General features: G+C 38.6%; 19 protein-coding genes, 1 rRNA gene, 2 pseudogenes and 1 riboswitch. Of the genes and pseudogenes, 19 read left to right on the forward strand and 3 right to left on the reverse strand.

Features of this window, described 5'->3' with window-relative positions:
* The 5 genes from rrf to sigF form a co-directional block, all read left to right on the forward strand.
* A 5S ribosomal RNA gene (gene rrf, locus SAZ04_RS23380) occupies positions 1–76 on the forward strand; the annotation flags it as partial.
* A 650-nt stretch (positions 77–726) separates the two neighbouring features.
* Positions 727–1,887: a D-alanyl-D-alanine carboxypeptidase family protein gene (locus tag SAZ04_RS05815; protein ID WP_332692458.1), complete on the forward strand. Its 1,161-nt coding sequence runs from the start codon at positions 727–729 to the stop codon at positions 1,885–1,887.
* 167 nt (positions 1,888–2,054) lie between these two features.
* Positions 2,055–2,405: an anti-sigma F factor antagonist gene (spoIIAA, locus tag SAZ04_RS05820; protein ID WP_332692463.1), complete on the forward strand. Its 351-nt coding sequence runs from the start codon at positions 2,055–2,057 to the stop codon at positions 2,403–2,405.
* Between the two features lie 3 nt (positions 2,406–2,408).
* Positions 2,409–2,849, forward strand: a complete 441-nt coding sequence (gene spoIIAB, locus SAZ04_RS05825) for an anti-sigma F factor (RefSeq protein WP_332692466.1) — start codon at positions 2,409–2,411, stop codon at positions 2,847–2,849.
* Positions 2,850–2,861: 12 nt separating this feature from the next.
* On the forward strand, positions 2,862–3,626 hold the full coding sequence (gene sigF, locus SAZ04_RS05830; RefSeq protein ID WP_332692469.1) for an RNA polymerase sporulation sigma factor SigF: 765 nt from the start codon (positions 2,862–2,864) through the stop codon (positions 3,624–3,626).
* A gap of 148 nt (positions 3,627–3,774) precedes the next feature.
* Here the strand turns inward: sigF and SAZ04_RS05835 are convergent, their stop codons facing one another.
* The 3 genes from SAZ04_RS05835 to mtnK all read right to left on the reverse strand — a co-directional run bounded on the left by SAZ04_RS05835 (position 3,775) and on the right by mtnK (position 6,685).
* Positions 3,775–4,233, reverse strand: a complete 459-nt coding sequence (locus SAZ04_RS05835) for a DinB family protein (protein WP_332692472.1) — start codon at positions 4,231–4,233, stop codon at positions 3,775–3,777.
* A 192-nt stretch (positions 4,234–4,425) separates the two neighbouring features.
* A complete protein-coding gene (gene mtnA, locus SAZ04_RS05840; RefSeq protein ID WP_332692474.1) occupies positions 4,426–5,466 on the reverse strand; it encodes an S-methyl-5-thioribose-1-phosphate isomerase in 1,041 nt (346 codons plus the stop codon).
* Positions 5,459–6,685 (reverse strand): S-methyl-5-thioribose kinase, encoded by a 1,227-nt coding sequence (gene mtnK, locus SAZ04_RS05845; RefSeq protein WP_332692476.1) that lies wholly within the window; start codon positions 6,683–6,685, stop codon positions 5,459–5,461. The genes mtnA and mtnK overlap by 8 nt, the downstream gene beginning before the upstream one ends.
* 116 nt (positions 6,686–6,801) lie before the next feature.
* A riboswitch (SAM riboswitch) is annotated at positions 6,802–6,909 on the reverse strand.
* Positions 6,910–7,286: 377 nt separating this feature from the next.
* Here mtnK and SAZ04_RS05850 point away from each other — a divergent pair.
* The 14 genes and pseudogenes from SAZ04_RS05850 (at position 7,287) to SAZ04_RS05915 (ending at position 20,546) form a co-directional block, all read left to right on the forward strand.
* Complete coding sequence (locus SAZ04_RS05850; protein ID WP_332692478.1) at positions 7,287–8,483, forward strand: 2,3-diketo-5-methylthiopentyl-1-phosphate enolase; 1,197 nt, start codon at positions 7,287–7,289, stop codon at positions 8,481–8,483.
* Positions 8,480–9,133: a 2-hydroxy-3-keto-5-methylthiopentenyl-1-phosphate phosphatase gene (locus tag SAZ04_RS05855; RefSeq protein WP_332692480.1), complete on the forward strand. Its 654-nt coding sequence runs from the start codon at positions 8,480–8,482 to the stop codon at positions 9,131–9,133. The genes SAZ04_RS05850 and SAZ04_RS05855 overlap by 4 nt, the downstream gene beginning before the upstream one ends.
* The gene (locus SAZ04_RS05860) at positions 9,130–9,753 is read left to right on the forward strand and encodes a methylthioribulose 1-phosphate dehydratase (protein WP_332692483.1); all 624 of its coding nucleotides are present in this window, start codon (positions 9,130–9,132) and stop codon (positions 9,751–9,753) included. The genes SAZ04_RS05855 and SAZ04_RS05860 overlap by 4 nt, the downstream gene beginning before the upstream one ends.
* 1 nt (position 9,754) lies before the next feature.
* A complete protein-coding gene (locus SAZ04_RS05865) occupies positions 9,755–10,294 on the forward strand; it encodes a 1,2-dihydroxy-3-keto-5-methylthiopentene dioxygenase (protein ID WP_332692486.1) in 540 nt (179 codons plus the stop codon).
* A 227-nt stretch (positions 10,295–10,521) separates the two neighbouring features.
* Positions 10,522–12,431 (forward strand): annotated as a pseudogene (gene asnB, locus SAZ04_RS05870) (asparagine synthase (glutamine-hydrolyzing)).
* 303 nt (positions 12,432–12,734) lie between these two features.
* A complete protein-coding gene (spoVAC, locus tag SAZ04_RS05875) occupies positions 12,735–13,199 on the forward strand; it encodes a stage V sporulation protein AC (RefSeq protein WP_431308966.1) in 465 nt (154 codons plus the stop codon).
* 146 nt (positions 13,200–13,345) lie between these two features.
* Positions 13,346–14,350, forward strand: coding sequence for a stage V sporulation protein AD (spoVAD, locus tag SAZ04_RS05880; RefSeq protein ID WP_332692938.1), 1,005 nt, complete (start codon positions 13,346–13,348; stop codon positions 14,348–14,350).
* A gap of 2 nt (positions 14,351–14,352) precedes the next feature.
* Positions 14,353–14,706: a stage V sporulation protein AE gene (gene spoVAE / locus SAZ04_RS05885; protein WP_332692489.1), complete on the forward strand. Its 354-nt coding sequence runs from the start codon at positions 14,353–14,355 to the stop codon at positions 14,704–14,706.
* 5 nt (positions 14,707–14,711) lie between these two features.
* Positions 14,712–15,287 carry a stage V sporulation protein SpoVABEA gene (gene spoVAEA, locus SAZ04_RS05890; protein ID WP_332692492.1) on the forward strand — a complete coding sequence of 192 codons (576 nt, stop codon included), beginning with the start codon at positions 14,712–14,714 and terminating at the stop codon, positions 15,285–15,287.
* Positions 15,271–16,758, forward strand: coding sequence for a spore germination protein (locus SAZ04_RS05895; protein WP_332692495.1), 1,488 nt, complete (start codon positions 15,271–15,273; stop codon positions 16,756–16,758). The genes spoVAEA and SAZ04_RS05895 overlap by 17 nt, the downstream gene beginning before the upstream one ends.
* 345 nt (positions 16,759–17,103) lie before the next feature.
* Positions 17,104–18,423, forward strand: coding sequence for a diaminopimelate decarboxylase (lysA, locus tag SAZ04_RS05900; protein WP_332692498.1), 1,320 nt, complete (start codon positions 17,104–17,106; stop codon positions 18,421–18,423).
* Positions 18,424–18,611: 188 nt separating this feature from the next.
* Positions 18,612–19,655 (forward strand): annotated as a pseudogene (locus tag SAZ04_RS05905) (aldose epimerase family protein).
* 253 nt (positions 19,656–19,908) lie between these two features.
* A complete protein-coding gene (locus tag SAZ04_RS05910) occupies positions 19,909–20,082 on the forward strand; it encodes a DeoR family transcriptional regulator (protein ID WP_332692501.1) in 174 nt (57 codons plus the stop codon).
* Entirely contained in the window at positions 20,079–20,546 is a 468-nt protein-coding gene (locus SAZ04_RS05915) for a DeoR/GlpR family DNA-binding transcription regulator (RefSeq protein ID WP_332692504.1), read from the forward strand. Before SAZ04_RS05910 ends, SAZ04_RS05915 begins: the two co-directional genes overlap by 4 nt.
* Positions 20,547–20,810: the final 264 nt, after the last annotated feature.

Consider the following 20,810-nt stretch of genomic DNA (forward strand, 5'->3'; position numbering starts at 1 on the left):
CGAACACGGTCGTTAAGCTCTTTTGCGCCGATGGTAGTTGGGGGCTTCCCCCTGTGAGAGTAGGACGTTGCCAGGCAAAAAAACATAATCCAATGGGTTATGTTTTTTTGCGTTTAAAATAATTCCGCAAAGAAAAGAAATGGCGAGTCAGGATCTTTAAATGTTCTCATTTTTAGGTGTTGGTATTCTAAAACAGCGTTTCAAAAATTCAGGGAAATTATTGCGTTATTTGATACTGTCTCTAACTACTATTTAGAAGCTATAAATATGAAGGGTGTGGAGAGAGTATTGAATCAAAACGAACAAATCAAAGCATTGAATTGAATATTACTTATTTTGCAAAAAAAGGCCACCCATTTTTCTAGTGTCAGGATTAAACAAATGGTTATATTACGACTCCGATATGTATTATAACAATTTATAATATTTTTACTGATGTATAACAAATTACACTGGTAAAGGCTAGAAAGTTCCCTTTTGAAATTGCAGGATTTACTTCGATCGTTCCAACTCATTTCCTTTTTTTGATTATTCTTTCATCCTTTCATAATAGATATTGAGGAATCTAGATTTTAGAAATTAAATAAAATTGAGTATTTCGTGTATAAACATAGCATAAATGGAAAAAATGGGGGGTAGCCAACTTGGGTGGAGTTTCCTCTTTTTTAGGTAAGAGAAAAAGGCACCTAGGGACGACTATGAAAATGAGATGGAGGTCGGATGGAGATGAGGAAAGTTCTATCCAGTATTTTAAGCGTATGCCTTGTTTTAAGTGTTTTGACACCGATGGCTAGTGCAGAAGAAAGAAATGCAAAGTTAGCTGAAAAAGCATCTTCAGCTATTTTGATTGAACGAGATACCGGGGAAGTGATGTTTGAGAAAAATAGTCATGAGAAACTTCCACCAGCTAGTATGACAAAAATCATGACGCTGCTCTTAATTATGGAAGCAATTGATAAAGGTTCAATTGCTTACGATGATACGGTTCGTACGAGTGAATACGCTGCATCTATGGGGGGGTCACAAATTTTCTTAGAACCAGGTGAAGAGATGAGTGTTAGTGATATGTTAAAAGCAATTGCCGTCGCATCTGGAAATGATGCAACTGTAGCAATGGCTGAACACATCGCAGGAACGGAAGAAGAATTCGTTGCGATAATGAATGATAAAGCAAAAGAACTGGGACTCAAGAATACAAATTTCATGAACACAAATGGTCTACCGGCAGACAATCATTATACAACCGCATATGATTTAGCGATGATTTCTAAGGAATTATTAAAGTATGATGAAATTACAAAATACACAGGCATTTATGAGGACTACTTACGAGCTGATACGGATAATAAATTCTGGCTCGTTAATACGAATAAGTTAGTGAAGTTTTACCCTGGAGTAGATGGATTAAAAACAGGGTATACACGTGAAGCGATGTACTGTTTAACGGCAACAGCTGAGAAGAATGATATGCGTGTCATTACGGTTATTATGGGGGCACCAACACCAAAAGAGCGGAATGCCCAGATAACATCGATGCTTGACTATGCGTTTAATCAATTCCAAACGCATAAACTTTATGAGCGTGATCATGTTTTAGCTGATGTTGAAGTAAGCAAAGGAGATAAAGATACGATTCCGGTAGTAACGTCAGAGTCGGTTTCTATCCTTACGAAAAAGGGTGTGAAAGTGGATGACGTTGTAGAGCGTCTTGAAATCGATGCTAGTTTGCGTGCACCAGTTAAAAAAGGCGATGTCCTTGGAACGTTGTTTATTGAGAAGGAAGGCGAAGTCCTCAGTGAGACGCCACTTGTTGCAGGTGATGATGTATATGAAGCATCTTGGTGGAAATTGTTTAAGCGCACGCTTGCGAAATTTGGAGCTGCCTAACGCTTCTTTTGACTACTTTTTGCGAATGAAGACTAGTTTTGTCATCTAGCAGGAAGAAGCAAGGAAAAGAGCGAATCTCTTTCTAGCAAAGCAGGAAAATGGGTTGACATGTTATAGGCAAAAGTCTATACGCAAACTCATGTAAGCTAACTAGAGGGAGTGATGAAATGAGCTTACGAATTGATTTGGAGAAAAAAGGGAGTGTCTTGCTCGTCAGATTAGAGGGCGAGCTCGATCATCATACCGCAGAAGAGTTACGTGGTCAGATTGAACAGAAGCTAGTAGACGGCCAGGTGAAGCATATTGTTTTAAACTTAGAGTTACTCACATTTATGGATAGCTCTGGTCTAGGCGTCATTCTTGGCAGGTATAAACAAGTGAAAGCAAATGCAGGAGAGATGGTCGTTTGTGCGATATCCTCTTCAGTAAAACGCTTGTTTGAAATGTCAGGTTTGTTTAAAATTATCCGCTTAGAAGAAAGTGAACAATTTGCTTTGCAAACTTTGGGGGTGGCTTAAGCGATGCAAAATGTGATGGATTTGAAGTTTTCAGCTCAGAGCCAAAACGAGTCGTTTGCGCGTGTAACTGTGGGAGCATTTATTGCTCAACTTGACCCAACGATGGATGAAATAACTGAAATTAAGACAGTGGTATCAGAAGCAGTCACAAATTCGATCATTCACGGCTACAATAATCAATCAGATGGAATGGTGTATATTCATTGTACGCTTGAAAATGGAACGATAGAACTAACGATTCGAGATGAAGGTATGGGAATTCAAGATATTGAAGAAGCTCGTCAACCTCTCTTTACGACTAAGCCAGAGCTAGAGCGTTCTGGTATGGGATTTACGATTATGGAAAACTTTATGGATGAACTTCAAATCGTATCTGAACCATCGATCGGTACGACCGTATATTTAAAAAAAACACTCACAAATAGCAAAGCTATGTGTAATTAAGGAGTTTTGCCTATGGATGTCGAGGTAAAACAACAGAAGAAAAAGCAGGCACATTTTTCCGATGCTGAAGTAAAAGCGCTAATTGCTAGAAGCCAGGATGGCGATCAAGATGCAAGAGACTTAATCGTCAATCGAAATACGAGGCTCGTATGGTCGGTCGTACAACGGTTTATGAACCGTGGCTATGAGGCAGATGACTTATTTCAGATCGGGTGTATCGGGCTTATAAAGTCAGTTGATAAGTTTGATTTGTCCTATGATGTTAAATTTTCAACCTATGCCGTACCGATGATTATTGGTGAGATTCAGCGCTTTCTCCGTGATGATGGTACGGTGAAAGTCAGTCGTTCCATTAAAGAACTAGGAAATAAGATTCGTAAAATGAAAGATGAAATGACCAAATCTCTCGGGCGGACTCCAACTGTTAATGAGATTGCTGAGGCATTAGAAATCACGCCGGAAGAAGTCGTCTTTGCCGGTGAAGCGAGCCGGTCACTTTCGTCCATTCATGAGACCGTTTATGAAAATGACGGAGATCCGATCACACTGTTAGATCAAATTGCTGATCAAACGGAAACGAAATGGTTTGATAAAATTGCTTTAAAAGAAGCGATTCGCGATCTTGATGAAAGAGAACGGCTAATTGTCTATCTGCGTTATTACAAAGATCAAACCCAATCAGAAGTAGCAACGAGACTTGGTATCTCTCAAGTTCAAGTCTCAAGACTTGAAAAGAAAATACTTGAGCAAATGAAGCTAGAAATGGGAGATATATAATTTCTTCAAATGAAGAGGGTGACTCAAAACCAAAGAGTCTGACCATTAGGGTACAATATAGAAGTTGAGCAAATGCTCAACTTCTATATTATATAGTGCTAACTAGTCGGTGGCAGACTCTTTTGAGACACCCTCTTTTACGTGCGCCTCATTTTGTTGTTGTTTTAAGCAATATTTTAATTGCAGTAAAATGGAGACCTTCATGAAAAGAGAGAAAGCTGAGTAAATCTGGAACAGTAGAAAACAAATGGTCACGCAGTTCAAAAGGCTTTTCAAGTGGTATATCTGTATGATTCTCAACTAGTGTTTGAGCTGCCTGAAGTTGTCTGTCTGATAATTCCACTATTTCTGAAATGGCCGGTGGCTCGCTTTTCCAATCTGCAGGACTAGTACCCTTGTGAAAAAACTCTTTATAATGCGGAGGAAGAGTTTTTTCATAATGTTCTAAGTGGCTTAATATACTTTCAGCAATAACAAGAACATGCCCTGCATTCCACCTGATTGAATTATTAAATCCTTCTGGTATTGTATCAAGTTGATTGACTGTGACTGCTTGGAGACTTGAGGTAATTGCAAAACGTGCAAATGAAAATGCTATAATCGTCATGATTGTTTCACTCCTTTTACTAGTTTGATAATAGTGTATAGTATAAAGGCGTTAAATAGAATCTAATGATTTCTCTCTAAAGTTTTGGATGATGTAAGTCGTAGGGGAAGTTACGGTTTGATAAAAAAAGAGAAACCCCATCTTTTATAAGGATTTCTCGACCGTCAATCGTTCTTTTTTAATTAGGTAACATTACTGAAAAAGAGCAACAATCTCTTTTGGGTAGTCACCTTTTATAATGCCTTTTTCCGTAATGATACCGGTAATTAACTCTGCAGGTGTAACATCAAAGGCTGGGTTAAAGACGTTAATATTAGCTGGTGAAATAGGGTGACCATTGATGGTACGGACTTCATCAGGATGGCGTTCTTCAATTTCAATATCAGAACCTGTTGCTGTGTCTAAATCAATGGTCGATAGTGGTGCAGCAACGTAAAATGGAACTCCTAATGACTTGGCAATGAGGGCGAGACCGTACGTTCCAATTTTATTAGCAGTATCACCATTTGCTACAATGCGGTCAGCGCCAACAATGACTGCATTAATGCCTTTTGATTGAATCGTATGTGCGACCATATTATCAGTTATTAACGTGACATCAACACCAAGTTGTTGGAGTTCCCATGCTGTAAGTCTTGCTCCTTGTAAGACCGGACGTGTTTCAGAAGCAAAAGCTTTTAAGTTAATTCCGCGTTCTTTTGCAATATAAAACGGCGCAAGTGCAGTACCGTAGCGAGCTGTTGCAATTCCTCCTGCATTACAATGAGTAAGCAATGTGTCTTCATCTTGAAATAAACTAAGTGCGTATTCCCCGATTGATCGACAAACTTCTTCATCTTCTTTTTCAATTAAAAGAGCTTCTGCTAAAACAGCTTCTTTCGCTTCTTGAACAGTCGTTACATCTCTTACAACAGAGAGAATCCGTTTTATTGCCCAAAATAAATTGACAGCAGTAGGTCTAGACGTTTCTAAATAGGCGGCTTCTTTTTCAAGTTCCAAACGAAACTTATCAAAATCGGATAGTGTTGATTGTTGTGTTGAAAGAGCTAATCCATATGCAGCGGCAATGCCAATTGCTGGTGCACCACGTACTTTTAGTTCAAAGATGGCATCCCAAACATCTTCTATTGAAGTTAGTGTGAGAAATTCCGTCTTTCCTGGAAGCAATCGCTGATCTAGTAATATAATTTTGTCTATGTTCCATTGAACGGAACGAATGGGGCTATTAAGCATGTTTACTCACAACCTTTACTAATTCATCTATTGTTGAAATCTGACTACGTTCTAAGATTAGGTTTTTCCCGAGAGTAAGTGCAGTTTTCTTTACTTCATTTTTGACTGCTTGATTTAAAATACATTCAACATCTTCTACACCGGCAAGACCAATCATTCGTCGGACTATTTTACAACCTGCAAATCCAATCGTATCTTTGAAAATCTCTTGTAACGTTTGATCGAGATAACCATCAACACTCATATAGACATCTTGTGGGTGTTGATTCCAAAGGTAGGTAAATTCTTCACTAAATACATTCCAGCTTTCAGAAATGACATTTAGTAAGTAGTGTTTGTATTCTTCTTGCTTTTGTGGCTGATCTTTTAAATGAACTTGTTGAGATAAATAATTCAAAATAATGTTGGCAATGAAGGCACCAATATCAAATCCCATTGGACCGTAAAAGGCAAATTCAGGGTCAATCACTACCGTATCTTCTTCACGAACAAAAATACTCCCTGTATGAAGATCACCATGAACGAGTGTTTCTCCTTTTGTGAGAAAAGCCTTTTTTAATGACGCGACTTCAAGCTTTAAAGATGGATCTTCCCATATCGTTTTTGCAACAAATGGCTTAAGGTCTTCATCAATATTATTAGTGTCGTGATCATAGAATGGATCTGTGAATACAAGGTCTTCTGTGATTTTACACAATTCAGGGTTAATAAAGCGACTACTTTGGATTTTCTTTTCTTGTTGATTTAACCCAAAGTCTGAATTGAAAAAGAGTGTATGTGCTAGAAATTGTCCGATATCCTTTCCTAAGTTAGGATAAACATTCCCAGCAAGTAAACCTTTACGTAAAATAGTGAAATCAGATAGATCTTCCATAACTGTAACAGCACGGTTTGAATCACTAAAGTAGACTTTTGGAGTGAAATTTGGAACGAGTTGGTATGTTCGTTTTAATGATTCACTTTCAATACGAGCACGGTCTAGTGTTAACGGCCAGCTTGTTCCAACAACTTTGGCGTATGGGAGTGCTTGTTTAATAATGAGTGATTTACCAGATTGTTCATTCATTACTCGAAAAACCAAATTTAAATTTCCATCACCAATTTCTTCAGAAGTGAGTTGATCATCCAGGTCGAATAATTGCAATTTTTTACTTAACTCCATTGCTGTTTCTGTGTTTAAAGGTTTATAGATTTTCTTTTGCAAAGTTAGTACTTTCATATGTGCAACCTCCTAAAAGAACTTATTGTGGTCCGTTAAGTACGATGTAGTTATGATTTCCAATAAAAAAATCCTCTTGAAAACAAATCAAGAGGATTGAAACATCGTGTTCGTTCCTCTTATCTGTCAGAATGTTTATCATTCCGTTGGAAGTAGCACCATTGCTTTTAAGCCGGTTGCCGGGCGTCATCGGTCCAATTCCCTCAGCCTTCTCGTAATAAGAGTTATATGAAGTTATATGCATTCATTGGTTAAAGAAGGTCCCCTAAAAGCCGATACGTGGGCACTTTAATACGATCTCATTTAGTCTAGTTATAAGCTACTTTTAAAAAAGCTTTCCTATTTGAGTGTCATCTTACACCGAATGAAAGGGAACTGTCAATTGGATTTTGCAAATTAAGAGATCATTTAGTTTGATAAAGTGATAAAATTGAGATACTACTATAAGTAGTCAAATTTTTCTATGTACAAAAAGGAAAAACACCCTTTGATGATTGACGGAAAATAAGAATACTGGCATAATTCAAAACTATTATTAAGTGCCAATATCGCGTTTATCCACAATTTAGTAGAAGAAGTACATAATGGAGGTTTTAGTATAGTGAGTGAAGTAATAGCAACATACCTTCTTGAAGCAAAGCCAGAAAGTTTAGAAAAAAAAGCAGAGGCAATTGCTGTTGGGTTAACAGTAGGTTCATGGACTAATCTACCTGCAGTGGAACAAGCTCAGCTCGAGCGTCATAAAGGAAGAGTCGTTGAAGCAAAAATGGTAACAAATAATAAGGCTCGTATTTCCGTAGGATATCCAAGCGTGAACTTTTCAAATGATTTGCCAGCGGTTCTGACAACAACATTTGGGAAGTTCTCATTAGATGGCAAGGTGAAACTCATTGACTTGGCATTTTCTGATGAGGTAAAACAAGGGTACCCTGGGCCGAAATATGGAATAGAAGGTATTAGAGAATTAACGAATGCATATAACCGTCCTTTATTAATGAGTATTTTTAAAGGAGTCATCGGGCGCGATTTATCTTCGCTTAAAGAGCAAATGAAAGCACAAGCTCTTGGAGGAATTGACATCGTTAAAGATGATGAAATTCTTTTTGAAAATGAACGAACGCCACTTGAAAAAAGAATAGCAGTTTGTCAAGAGGCTTTACGGGAGAGTTATGAAGAAACTGGAAAACGAACGCTTCATGCAGTCAACTTAACAGGAAAAACAATGGAGTTAAAAGAAAATGCTTATAAAGCGGTGGAATTAGGCGCTGATCTTTTGCTGTTTAATACATACGCCTATGGCTTGGATGTTATGCAGGCACTTGCAGAAGACCCGAATATTCCATTGCCAATTATGGCCCATCCAGCATTTTCGGGAACGATGATTTCTTCGCCAGATTTCGGGGTTTCACCAGGTTTGTTACTTGGGAAATTAGCTCGTATGGCTGGAGCAGATCTAGTTTTATTTCCGTCTCCTTATGGTTCTGTTGCGATGGCAAAAGAAGAGACACAAGAGATAGCTCTGAACTTAACAAGTGAAGATTCGGTCTTTAAAAAAGCATTTCCTGTGCCATCTGCTGGCATCCACCCGGGTTTAACGCCGAAATTGATCGCTGATTTTGGGGTCGACAGCATTATTAATGCGGGCGGTGGAATTCACGGTCACCCTGGAGGTGCTGCAGCGGGTGGAAAAGCATTTCTTCAGGCAATTGATGCTGTATTAGATCATAAATCTTTAAAAGAGGCAGCGACTGAAAATCAGGAGTTAGCTCAAGCGATTGAACTATGGGGAGGGGAATGACCCTGAATCCGATGATATTCTGCGATTTTGATGGGACGATTACAGAGAATGATAATATTGTCGCGATTATGAAGAAATTTGCCCCACCTGAATGGGAAGAAATTAAAGATGATATTCTTAGTCAACGGATTTCGATTAAAAAAGGAGTGGGCCAATTCTTTCGTCTCCTCCCTGCTGAATTAAAAGAAGAAATGACAACCTTCATTTTAAATGATGCAAAGATTCGTGAAGGGTTCGGTGAATTTGTTTCATACACAAAAAGGAATGGACTAGATTTAGTCGTTGTTAGTGGAGGTATGGACTTTTTTGTTCATCCACTTTTAAAAGGATACAACTTGCCGGTTTATTGTAATGAAGCGAAATTTAATGAAGAGAAAATCCGAGTTGAATGGCCGCATACCTGTGATGAACAATGTTCAAATGAATGTGGCTGTTGCAAGCCATCAATTTTGCGCGAAATTGGAGAAGGGCATTATAAGATTGTTATAGGTGATTCAATCACGGACTTGCAAGCTGCTAAGCAAGCTGATTTAGTCATTGCACGAGATTTCCTGCAGCAAAAGTGTGAAGAATTGAATCTGCCTTATCAGTCTTTTGAAACGTTTCATGATGTTATTCGAATTTTAGAACAAAATGAGGTGAAAGTATGATTTCAGCTTGGAATGAACTTGCCTCTATTAAACGTGAACTTGGGGTAAGAAACTGGTTTCCAGGAACGAGTGGAAATCTATCTATCAAGGTCAGTGATGAGCCACTTACTTGTCTTGTCACGGTGAGCGGTAAGGATAAGTATCAAGAGACAGAAGAAGATTTTGTCCTCGTTGATCAGGATGGAAATGCCCTAACTGAGCAGGGAAAACCATCGGCGGAAACAGTGATTCATTTAGAGGTTTATAAGAGAACGGATGCTGGATGTAGTCTTCATGTTCATACACTTGATAATAATTTGATTTCAGAACTTTATGCTGAGAAAGGCTCCGTTACATTTCGGAATGTGGAGTTGATAAAGGCATTTGGAATTTGGGAAGAAGACGGAGAACTAACGATTCCAATAGTTGAAAATTTTGCAGACTTGCCAACATTAGGTCTGGCTGTTGGCGAACAAATTTCAGCTGACACAAAAGCGGTTTTAATACGAAACCATGGTATTACGGTATGGGGAAGAAATGCATTCGAAGCAAAAAGGCATCTTGAAGCTTGTGAATTCCTTTTTTCGTACCAAATGAAATTATTGCATGCAAAAGCATTAAATTTAAAGGAGGTTTTATAACATGGCAGTTATAAAAGTAAGAAACAGTGGAGAAGTAATCAAAGGATATGAGAATGTTCATGCATTTCTTGAAGCGCAAGGTGTCTTTTTTGAAAGATGGGATATGAGTAAGTTGCCTAAGAGTTTAGTTGCGAAATTTGACCTATCGGATGATGACAAATCAGAAATTTTAAAAGCATATGATGCAGATATTCGTTCATTGGTTGAGCGACGTGGTTATCAAAATTGGGACATTGTCGCTCTATCAGAAATAACACCTAATTTAGAAGAGTTATTAAAGAAATTTGAACAAGTTCACACACATACAGAAGATGAAGTTCGAGCGATAACGGCAGGTCACGGGATCTTCATAGTAAAAGGTGATGAAGAGACAGGCTACTTTAATATTGAGCTTGAAGCAGGGGATGTCATTTCGGTGCCCGAGAATACACCGCATTTTTTCACGCTCATGGACGATCGTCAAGTGGTTGCGGTTCGCCTGTTCATTGAAACAGAAGGATGGGTAGCACATTCATATGAAGAAAAAGAACATCAGTTGTAAGAGTCAAGAATAGTAAAAAGAGATAACTCAGTCGAGTTGTCTCTTTTTTTTTGCTTATGGTTTATTCCTAATGTGAAAACTTTTCATTTGTCTTACTTTCGTGATGAAAAGTTTTTTTCTAGTGAATCCTAATATAGCTACACAACGTCTAATATATGTATATCAAGTATGATGTATCAAATACTAGAAAAAGTACAATATGAACGTAGAAAAGTAGGTGCAAGATTATGTGTGGATTTGTGACGTATTTGTTCGATACTCCTCAAAAATATGATCATGTTAATAAAATACAAGAAATGAATAAAATGATCCCTCATAGAGGGCCGGATCAAGAAGGGTATATGCATGGAGACCATGTTCATTTAGGGTTTAGTCGCTTGAGCATTATCGATTTAGAAGGAGGAGATCAACCTTTATCATATGAAAATGGACGGTATTGGATCGTTTTTAATGGCGAAATTTATAATTATGTAGAATTAAGAAAGGAACTGCTTGAAAAAGGGAAACCGTTTCAAACTGAATCTGATACGGAAGTGATTCTTGCACTTTATAGTGAAGTAGGGGCAAATGTTGTCCAACACTTGCGTGGGATGTTCGCTTTCGTCATTTGGGATAATGTTGAGAAACGAGCGTTTGCTGCACGAGATCAATTTGGCATTAAGCCATTATTTTATAAAGAAGTAGCGGACGGTCTTATGCTAGCGTCAGAAAAGAAAAGTTTGCTTACAAGTGACGGGGAACATCAATTGAGTGAACAAGCTTTTCATCATTATATGTCTTTTCAATATGTGCCCGAACCGCATACAATAACAAAAGATATTTATAAGCTTGAACCAGGTCACACACTTGAAAAAAAGTCGGGAAAAAAGTTAACATTACGCAATACTTTAAACCAACATTTAGTCCTATAAATAAAAGTGAAGGCGATTGGGTGAATCAAATTAGAGAGACAATGTATGACTCAGTCGAAAAACATATGCGAAGTGATGTCCCTGTTGGTGCTTTTCTATCAGGTGGTATCGACTCTACAATCATTGCGACAATCGCTAAAGAGTTGAAACCGGATCTAGAAACATATTCAGTAGGGTTTGAACATGATGGATACAGTGAAATAGATGTTGCGAAAGAAAGTACGGACAAGCTAAATATAAAAAACTATAGCAAAATCATTACTGCAGTTGAATATCGTGATGAATTGCCTAAAATCATGTGGCATATGGATGATCCTCTTGCAGATCCTGCGTGTGTCCCTCTTTATTTTGTTGCAAAAGAAGCAAGCAAACGCGTGAAAGTGGTGCTATCAGGGGAAGGTGCTGATGAATTATTTGGGGGTTATAACATATACCGTGAACCGCAAAGCTTAGCTTTCTTTCAGTACATTCCTTCCATCTTGAAAAAGAATCTAAGGAGGCTAGCAAACATATTACCAGAGGGCATGAAGGGAAAGAGCTTTCTGGAGCGTGGTATCACCCCGCTAGAAAAACGGTATATAGGAAATGCGAAGATGTTTTCAGAGATGGAAAAAGAACACCTTTTATCAATGTATAATAAAAGGTTTGCAAATGAGATCATTACAACCCCCATTTATCAGGATACTATTTATCAACATGACGTGAATCGGATGCAACATTTAGATATGTGTACGTGGTTACGTGGCGATATTTTAGTAAAAGCAGATAAAATGACGCTGGCTCATTCTTTGGAGTTGCGAGTACCTTTTCTTGATAAGAATGTGTTCGAGCTTGCCTCGCAAATTCCTGCTGATTGGAAAATTACAAGTGGTACAACCAAATACATTCTCCGTAAAGCGTTTGAAGGAATTGTACCAGATCATGTGTTTATGCGTAAGAAATTAGGCTTCCCTGTTCCGTTGCGTCATTGGTTGAAAAATGAGTGGTATGACTGGGCTACAAGATTGCTCAATGAAAGTGAAACGGACGAGTATATTAATAAAAGCTATGTTCGACAATTGCTTGAAGAACACAGTCTAAATAAAGCTGACCGTAGCCGAAAAATATGGACGGTACTTTCGTTTATGATCTGGCATCAAGTATATGTTGAGGGTAAATACGACTACACCCAATGGCTAACAGAACGGAAGAATGAAGGTCACGAAGTAAATAAGATTGTTATATAAGAGCGTGTTCAGACTGTTCAAAAAGGAGGGAATCGTCCCTTTTTCATACGAAAGCTGCCGACTAAGAAGCTTAACCATAGCTTGTTAGTCGTTTTTTTCGTTTTTCTAAAAAAGATCAGAAAGTATAAAAATTGAGTGAATTTAATGAAGTATGAAACTATATAAGAAAAAGACCGCTTTGCGTTTTTTCTTAAAAAACGTACCATATCTGGAATGATTCTACGTTTCTTCAGTCATACTACTGGTATACGTTACCGACAGTTTCATTACCCCGGGTTGTGAATTTTGAGAAGAGGTGTAAGAGTGGTTACGGATGAAGAACAGAAAAAAATGTATCAGAAAAATATAAAGCTTTATCAACCGAAGAAACATATTTTGAAAAATGGTTTAAAAGCATTCGTAATAGGGGGGGCGATTTGCGCAGTTGGACAGGGAATTAGCCGCATTTATATGACATTCTTACCTATTACCCAAGCAGAAGCAATGAGCCCTACGCTTGCAACCCTTATTTTATTAGCAGCACTTGCGACTGGCTTTGGTGTTTATGATAAGCTAGGGCAATTTGCTGGAGCGGGTTCTCTAGTTCCTGTTACTGGATTCTCCAATGCGATGACAAGTGCCGCACTCGAACATAGAAGTGAAGGACTTGTATTTGGAATTGGAGCAAATATGTTTAAGTTAACTGGGGCTGTTATTGCATTCGGGGTCTTATCAGCTTATCTAGTTGGATTAACAAGGATGCTTGTTGAGATGTTAATTACTTCTTGATCGATCCCACTTAGCTTCGCGGCGGAGGGACTGAAAAAGGCAAACCCCGCCTTGAAAAGATTCTCAAGGAAGCAGCGACGGCTACGCTCATTGCTCAGAGGCTAAGTAAGGTCTTCTTGGCTAAAATCGTAAAAGGACGTGTTCGCATGGAGAGAAGAGGGAAGCAGACGTGGCACTTTCATAATCCTGTCTATATACAGGGGGCAGGGACGGCAGTTGGTCCAGAAGAAGCCAAGGGTCCCCTCGGAGATAGATTTGACGTTTGCTATGATAATTTATATGCCGGGGAAGATAATTGGGAGCTAGCAGAGCGACGTTTAATGAAAGACGCTGTTGAAACTGCTTTAAAACAAGCTGAGAAAAAAAGCGAGGAAATAGATTATTTTTTTGCTGGTGATTTACTAAATCAAATTGTCACTTCTAATTATTATGCACGAGAAATTGATGTGCCTTATTTCGGGTTGTTTTCTGCATGTGCAACAGTTATGGAAGGCTTAGCTCTTGCTTCTTTACTAGTAGATACGAAGGCGGCTCAACTTGTTTTAACGGCAGTGAGTAGTCACAATGCAACAGCTGAACGTCAATTTCGTTATCCAACTGAATTTGGTGGGCAACGCCCTGACTCCTCTACCTTTACGGTAACAGGCGCAGGTGCCATTGTAATTGGAACGAAACAGACGGGTATTAAAATTACGGATGCGACAATTGGAAAAGTGAAAGACTTTGGAATTAAGCAACCTTTTGATATGGGATCAGCCATGGCCCCAGCTGCTGCAGATACGATAGTGACTCATTTAAACGAGACAAAGAGGGACCAGTCTTATTATGACGTGATAGTAACAGGTGATTTATCACGTGTAGGGAGTGGAATTTTGCGCAAGCTAGTACAAGAAAAGGGAATCACTTTAGAGAGATATGAAGATTGTGGTGTCATGATCTACCATCAAGAACAACCAGTATTTGCAGGAGGAAGTGGTGCTGCGTGCCCAGCTGTTGTCACGTTTGGACATTTGTTAAAAGAAATGAAATCAGGTCGCATCAAGCGTATGCTTGTTGTGGCAACGGGAGCATTACTCAGTCCATTAATGATTCAACAAAAAGAGTCAATTCCTTGTATCGCTCATGCGGTGTCATTTGAACGGGAGGAGTAGGCATGTTTGACTATGTGGCAGCCTTTGTCGTAGGGGGGGTAATTTGCTTTATTGGACAAATGCTTATGGATGTTGGCAAATTGTCCCCGACTCATACATTAAGCACACTTGTTGTTGGAGGAGCTTTGCTAGATGGGTTTCATTTGTATGATCGACTGATTGACTTTGCTGGAGCAGGAGCAACGGTACCAATTACAAGTTTTGGTCATTCTCTCGTTCACGGCGCCATGTCTGAAGGCGATCGTTATGGTTTTTTTGGTATCGGTATGGGCGTGTTTGAAGTGACATCAGTAGGGATATCGTCAACGATTCTATTTAGTTTTCTAGTGGCCATTTTTTTTAAACCAAAGGGGTGATCAAATTGGAGAGACGAAAGGTAATACTTATTACTGATGGTGATGAACACGCCAGAAAAGGAGTAGAATTAGCGGCAAAAGATATAGGGGGAAGATGTATAAGTTACTCCTGGGGAAATCCAACTTCTATTAGTGGTGAGGAAATCGTCTCTCTTATTTTGCAAACCCCTCACGATCCTGTACTTGTTATGTTCGATGATTGTGGACAGAGAGAAGTGGGGGTAGGCGAAAAGGCAATGCAATATGTAGCAAAACATCCGCAAATAGAAGTGTTAGGGGCCATTGCTGTTGCTTCCTCTACCCATTCAAGTGAGTGGACTCATGTAGATGTAAGTATAGACCGTTACGGGTATTTAACAGAATTTGGAGTGGATAAAGAAGGAATACCAGATTTAGAACTAGGAAGAATAAATGGAGATACTGTCTATATTTTGGATCAATTAGACATTCCCATTGTGGTTGGCGTAGGTGATATAGGCAAAATGGCGAATTTTGATTCGATAAAAAAAGGTGCCCCGATCACAAGGAAAGCAGTTGAAATAATTTTGGAACGGAGCGGATATCATGAGTCAAGTACCTAAAAAAGACCAGACCCCGATATCACGAAACATTGTTGAAAACGAGGCAGAATTAAAAAAGAGGCTTGGGTTTGGAACCTCCTTTGATGTAGGGGTCAGAACGTTAACGATTCTTGATAAACATATTCAAATGTACTTTGTTAACGGATTATGTGATAATCAGTACATTATTGAATTACTCAAGGAATTAATGGACCTTGATTCGCGTGGACGTAAGACAGCTTCGACCAATGTTAATCAAGCTATCATCAATCATTTACCACATGTACAAGTGGAATTTGTTAAAACTCTTGAAGATGCAACAACTCAAATGCTTTCGGGTCTTGTTTTCATTCTTGTTGAAGGTGAAGAGCAAGCCATTGTCATCGATGTCAGAAGTTATCCGACACGTGGACCATCAGAACCTGATACAGAGCGAGTTGTACGAGGTTCACGTGATGGCTACACAGAAAATATTATTATCAATACGGCACTGACTCGTCGTCGGATACGTGATGACAGAATGCGCAATGAAATCATGCGAGTAGGTACCCGCTCCCAAACAGATATTTGTATTTCCTATATTGATGGAATTGTCGATCCGAAAATGGTAGAAATTATAAGAAAAGAACTCGAGGCCATTAATATTGATGGACTAACAATGGCAGATAAAATTGTTGAAGAGTATATAGTCAAACAAGGGATGAATCCTTTTCCACTTGTTAGATATACGGAACGTCCTGATGTGGCAGCAACTCATTTACTTGAAGGTCATGTGATTATTATGGTTGATACGTCACCAAGTGTGATCATTACACCAACAACGTTTTTCCATCATGTTCAGCATGCGGAGGAATATCGACAAGCTCCATTTATTGGAACACTTTTAAGGTGGACGAGGTTTATCGGCATTGTCTTTTCGTTACTTATTTTACCATTTTGGTTATTGCTTACGATGAATCCTGATTTGCTTCCGGCAGCATTAGACTTTATTGGTCCTAATGAAACAACAAATATACCGGTCTTTTTGCAAATTTTATTTGCTGAACTTGGGATCGAATTATTGCGAATGGCAGCTATTCATACTCCTTCTCCTTTAGCGACGGCGCTTGGATTAGTGGCGGCTCTCTTAATTGGAGAAATTGCTATTGAGGTTGGGTATTTCACACCAGAGGTTATTTTATATGTAGCTCTAGGAGCAATTGGTATGTTTGCAACACCTAGTTATGAACTCGGAATTGCACTGCGAGCTACTAGAATATTTCTGATCGTTGCAGTTGCTATCTTTAAAGCGCCTGGGTTTATTATTGGAACGACATTGTTTATATTTTTCCTTGTAGCAATAAAAACTTTTGCAAAACCATATCTATGGCCGTTTCTTCCGTTTGATCCTCCAGCAATTTGGCAAATATTGGTACGATCCTCGGTTCCTTCTGTTCGATTTCGCCCGAGTATTGTTCACCCGCAGGATCCGGTTAAGCAAAAATCAGAATAGTGAATGGGGATTCAAAAGGTGTTTCCCTTTTGAATCCCCTCCTTTAATTGATTAAGACAAACGGAGACGTCTTGATCAAATGTAGTAAGTATGATAAAGTAAACACATTATTTTATGTAATTTACAGGCTGTTTACCCTGTTATCAATCATACTACAGAATGAAAATGGAGTATGAGATATAGTTACATCCCGTAGCGTGGAAAAAGACCATCTTAACTATAGCTGAGTGACCGTCACTCTTCGTTTTTTTAGCAGCTAGTGTAATAGCATTAGCTGTTTTTTAAGTATGCTATCAATTAACTTGGCGTTCTCGCTTCTGAATTGGAGAAAAGGAGAGACAATAGATGTACACACATGGAACAAGTCAAATAAATAAGCAAGGTCATCTAGAAATAGGTGGAGTTAATACAGTTGACCTGGCTAAAACATACGGAACACCATTATTTATTTATGACGTTGCTTTGATTCGCGAACGTGCCATGCAGTTTCAAGAAGCGTTTAAAAGTGAAAATGTACCGTTTCAAGTAGCTTATGCTAGCAAAGCCTTTAGTTGTATGGCTATGTTTCAACTTGCTGATGAACTTGGACTAAGTCTAGATGTCGTTTCTGGCGGAGAGCTTTATACTGCGATTGAAGCAGGTTTTCCTATGGAACGCGTGCATTTTCATGGGAATAACAAAAGCTTAGCTGAACTTGAAATGGCCGTAGAAGTTGGAATTGGCTGTATTGTGGTTGACAACTTTTACGAACTTCGTGAACTAAGTCGAATTTGCAAAGAGCGCGAGCATACAATGGATATTCTCCTTCGAATTACTCCTGGAGTTGAAGCACATACGCATGATTATATTTCGACAGGACAAGAAGATTCAAAGTTTGGCTTTGACCTTATAAGTGGGCAAGTGCATGAAGCGGTTCAGTTGGCACAAGACGATGAATTCTTGAAGTTATTAGGCGTTCATAGCCATATTGGATCTCAAATCTTTGAAACAACGGGCTTTGTGATGGCAGTTGAGAAAATGTTTGAACTTATTATGGAATGGAAAGAAAGATTTAACTTTACTCCAAGCGTCTTAAATCTTGGTGGTGGATTTGGAATTCGCTATATTGAAGGAGATACACCTCTTCCTGTTGGAGAGTATGTTACGAAAATGATCGAAGTGGTAAAGGCAAAGGCAGCAGACTTACATTTGACAATGCCAGAGATTTGGATTGAGCCAGGTCGTTCACTTGTTGGTGATGCCGGAACAACCCTTTACTCAATAGGGTCGCACAAGCACATTCCAAATGTTCGTGATTATTTATCAGTAGATGGTGGAATGAGTGATAATTTACGACCTGCTCTGTACCAAGCAGAGTATGAGGGCGTTCTTGCTAATCGTGCAAATGACGAAGCAACTGAAACGTTTTCCATCGCAGGGAAGTGTTGTGAAAGTGGCGATATGTTAATTTGGGATTTACCTTTGCCTAAAGCCAATCATGAAGACATATTAGCTGTATTTTGTACGGGAGCCTATGGCTATGCTATGGCGAATAATTACAACCGTATTCCACGTCCAGCTGTTGTGTTTGTTGAAGATGGTGAAGTATTTGAAGTAATTAAGCGTGAGCGTTATGAAGATTTAATTAGACTAGACCTTCCGCTTGCTAAGAAAGTAGTGAAATAATAAGTTATGAGGGTATCTCTCAAGGGTGAAACTTGAAAGGTACCCTCACCTTTTGCCTAATCAGAACCTTTTCTTTATAATGGATGTAACTCATGCGTATAAGCTTAGAAATTTAGCATGTTCGAATTCAAAAAAAGTACTGACTCTTTTGGGTTTTAAAAACATTCGTACGAGAAGGGGTTTCATTTATGCGTATAACGAAAGAACGTTTTGGTCAGTTTCAAGGAACTAATGTAAACGCTTATACGTTAATAAATAATCGAGCATTTGAAATAACAGCTCTTGATTATGGCTGTATTATCACAAAGATAGCAGCGCCAGATAAAGAAGGGAAATAAGAGAATATCGTTTTAGGATTTGATAGTTTAGAAGAATATCAGGAGCACTCTCCCTATTTTGGAGCAGTTATCGGACGTGTTGCTGGTAGAATCAACAAAGGTGAGTTTGAGTTAAATGGGAAGTCTTACACACTCCTTCAAAACAATGGAGAAAACCACCTCCATGGTGGTAATGTTGGCTTGATAAAGTAATCTGGGATGCGCAAATCATCGAAAGAGAAGATGAGATCGGTTTGGAGTTCAATTATCGTAGACAAGATGGAGAAGAAGGGTACCCAGGAACCGTTTATATGAAAGTAACGTATTTACTGAATAATGAAAATGAACTAACGATTATATATGATGGTATTTCGTACGAAGATACGCTCCTAAACGTTACAAACCATACATATTTTAATTTAAGTGGGGATTTAAAAAAGGACGATAACTGATCATGTGTTAACAATGAAAAGCCACCAGTTTTTAGAGTTGGGTGATGATCTCATTCCAACAGGAGAGATGGTGGATGTAGAGAACACCGTTTTCGATTTTCAAAAAGGCAGAGAAATAGCAGATGGAATTGAATCACGCCATAAGCAAAATCAACTAGCTGGCAATGGATATGATCATCCGTTTTTATTAGAGGCCAATTATGAAAAGGAAATTCAATTAGAAGACCGTACAAGTGGTCGAACACTAGTGGTTGAAACAAATGAACCATGTGTTGTGCTCTATACTGGCAATACAATCGGTAATGATTATGAAGTACGGGGTGGGAATTCAACTAATTATTTGGGTCTTTGTTTGGAAACACAAGGTCTTCCTGATGCGATAAATCATCCGCACTTTCCTTCTGTTATTTTAAAACAGGGAGAAAAATACAGTCGATCAACTAAATACACGTTTTTAGCATAAGTAGCCAGGGATCTCTATCTTAGATGGATTTCCTTTTTTAAAAACAATCCCTAGTAAAAGTTTTTTATAAACTGTTGAAATACTTGTAGTGGAAAAGGCAATAGTAAATAAGATCATAAGCCGAATTTGGGGAATCCTTCTTATTCGGTTTTTTTTTTCTATTGTGAAATATCATATTCTTAGTTTGCAAATGTTCGTTTGTGTTCGATAATGAAAACTATAGCCTATCAAAGTGCGCTTGGAGGAATCTTTTATGCTCTCTGTAGAACGATATGAAAAAATCTTAGATGAGTTAGATAAAAGCAAGATTGTCAAAGTTTCAGAATTAAGCACTGATTTTGGTGTTACAGAAAAAACAATTAGAATTGACCTTGAAATGCTAGAGAAAAAGGGCTTGCTCAAACGAATTCATGTGGAGCGGTATTGATAGAGGAAAGCGAACGAATCTTTCCGATTGATGAAAGACAATTAAGCAATAATGAAAGAAAAGTAGCCATTGCTAAAGAGGCAATTAAGCTAATCAAACCTCAGGATACGATTCTTTTGGATGGTGGAAGCACGACGGTTCAAACCGCACGTCTTTTAGGTGATTTTCCTGTAACGGTAATTACCAATGATATAAAAATTGCAAATGAACTAATCTATAAGGAAAAGGTCCAGTTAATGGTACTGGGGGGATCGCGAATAGGGACATCCTCGTCTCTATTTGGTGTACAAGCGTCAGACTTATTGAAGCGAATTCGTGTAAACCGGTTGTTTTTTGGGGCAACGGGTGTATCGCTTGAGCATGGTTTAACGGTGCTAAATAGTTTTCATGTGGAATGGAAAAGACAGATTATTGGGTGTGCAGATCACGTGACTCTTCTTGCAGACTCGACAAAGTTGGTTTGATTCAGTTTGCTACGTTGGATGATGTGGATGAAGTGATTACAGATGATTTGTTAGATAAGAGTATTCTGAAGGTGCTAAAAGAAGTAACTCCTATTACTTTAAGTGATGGAAACAGATAATACAGAGGCATTGCGTGCAAACGTAGAAAGAAAGCATCGATTACTTCTCGCATTCCTAAAGGTGAATGGGCATGTATTATGTGTTGATGGTGGATGGATGAGCAAATAAGACACGCAACAAACCCAACTGATAGTAAACAATATA

The organism is Halalkalibacter lacteus (assembly GCF_036663595.1).
GTDB lineage: Bacteria > Bacillota > Bacilli > Bacillales > Bacillaceae_D > Halalkalibacter > Halalkalibacter lacteus.